The 1,955-nt window shown below is 69.4% G+C and carries 2 protein-coding genes; both read left to right on the top strand.

Annotation, left to right across the window (positions count from 1 at the left end; genetic code table 11):
• Positions 1-300 precede the first annotated feature (300 nt).
• Complete coding sequence (locus FJ251_15915) at positions 301-1,209, top strand: slipin family protein (GenBank protein MBM4119188.1); 909 nt, start codon at positions 301-303, stop codon at positions 1,207-1,209.
• A 160-nt stretch (positions 1,210-1,369) separates the two neighbouring features.
• Positions 1,370-1,955 (top strand): hypothetical protein (locus FJ251_15910; GenBank protein ID MBM4119187.1); only part of this gene is annotated, 586 nt, incomplete at its 3' end.

Genomic DNA, 1,955 nt, shown 5'->3' with positions numbered 1-1,955 from the left:
GAAGGCAGCGCAATTCGGCTTCGGGCCGGCCGAGCTGGCGGCGGAACTCGCGGACCGCCTGCCCGCCATGCCCGCGGCCAAGGAGGAGTGATGGACGTGCTCATCCCCGAGTTCTCGAAGAACCCGCTCCCGCAGATGAAGCCCGCCGTCAAGGCCGACTTCCGCTTCGGGGCATTCAACCTGATCATCCTCATCGCGATCATGGGCCTGGGCGTGCTGCTCCAGCTCCGACAGGCACAGCCGGCCGGCCTCGAGCTGCGCGCGCGGCCCGAGGTCGTGGGCGTCGTCGCCGCGATCGTCATGGGCTCGGCGCTGATCGCGATCCCCAAGTGGCAGCACCTGATCGGCCTCGGCGTCGCGTACTGGGTGCTCCTGCGCTTCGCCTTCGCGGGCGCCGTCGTCTGGCCCCTGCACTGGTCGGCCTACCTGGGCCTGCTCGCGGCCGCCTCGGTGCAGATCGCGCAGCAGTGGGAGAAGGGCGTCGTCCTGCGGCTCGGCAAGTTCCGCAGCCTGAAGGGACCCGGCTTCTTCGCGATCCTGCCCCTGGTGGAGCGCGTGGACGCCTACATCGACCACCGCGTGCGCTGCACCGACTTTCGCGCCGAGACCACGCTCACCCGGGACACGGTGCCGGTCAACGTGGACGCCATCGCCTTCTGGCTGGTCTGGGACGCCAAGATGAGCGTGCTCGAAGTGGAGAACTTCGTCGAGGCGGTCATCCTCAGCGCCCAGACGGCGCTGCGCGACGCCATCGGCCGCCACGAGCTGTCCGAGATGCTCGCCGACCGCGAGAAGATCGGCCATCAGATCCAGCAGGTGCTCGACCGCAAGACGGACCCCTGGGGCATCACGATCCAGAGCGTCGAGATCCGCGACGTGGTGATCCCCAAGGGCCTCGAGGACGCGATGAGCCGCCAGGCCCAGGCCGAGCGCGAACGGCAGAGCCGCGTCATCCTCGGCACGGCCGAGACCGAGATCGCCGAGAAGTTCGCCAAGGCGAGCGAGGCCTACCAGAACAACCCCGTCGCCCTGCACCTGAGGGCGATGAACATGGTCTTCGAGGGCCTCAAGCAGAAGGGCAGCATGATCATCGTGCCCTCCTCGGCCGTGGAGACGATGGGCCTGGGGGCCCTGGGCGGCCTGACCGCCTTCGGCCGCCCCCTGCCGGGCGGCGCCGCCCCGGCACCCGAGGAGGAGACGGCCGGCTAGAGGGCGCGCCGGGGCCCGGCGGAGAGCCCGGGGCTCGGCTGCAATTGCGCTTCACAAGTCCGAAAAACGCGACCATGCTTCCCCCCGGCGGCGCCGCCGCGCCCGGTCCCGGCTGGAACCCCGGCGACGCCGCCAGTTCCGCGCACAGACAGGGAGGAGCATGATGAAGAAGTCCAACTGGCGAATCCTCGCGGCGCTGCTCTGCATCGCCGGCCTCGCCGGCTGCCTCTTCGGCAGCGACGATGGCGATGACGGCGACGGCGGACCCACCGTGCCCGCAGTCGTCAGCATCAGCCCGGCTGACGACGCCGTCAACGTCGAGCCCGGCGTGGAGATCCTCGTCGAATTCAACGTGGCCATGGACGCGCCGAGCGTCGAGGCGGCCACCACCCTCAGCGATCCGACACGCAGCAACGTCGCCTTCGAGGCCCAGTGGATCACCGGCAAGCTGCTGCGGATCGACCCCGAGAGCGAGCTCTCGCCAGGGCTGGTCTACACGCTGACCATTGGCACCAGCGCCGAGAGCGCAGCGGGCGAAGCGCTAGCCGCAACCTTCACGAGCAGCTTCACCACGCTGCCGAGCCACCCCGTCGTGCTCTCCACCTATCCCGCGAACGGCGCCACCGGCGTGCCCCGGAACACGACGGTGATCGTCGAGTTCTCGATGGGGATGGACATGGGAAGCACCTACGCCGCCTTCGGCATCTCCCCCTACGTGACCCCTGCCATTGACTTCGACGGCAAAA

This window comes from bacterium, from assembly GCA_016873475.1.
In the GTDB taxonomy this organism is placed as follows: Bacteria; Krumholzibacteriota; Krumholzibacteriia; order JACNKJ01; family JACNKJ01; genus VGXI01.
The sequence above is the reverse complement of the archived record's forward strand: the minus strand, read 5'-3'. Positions and strand labels throughout refer to the sequence as shown.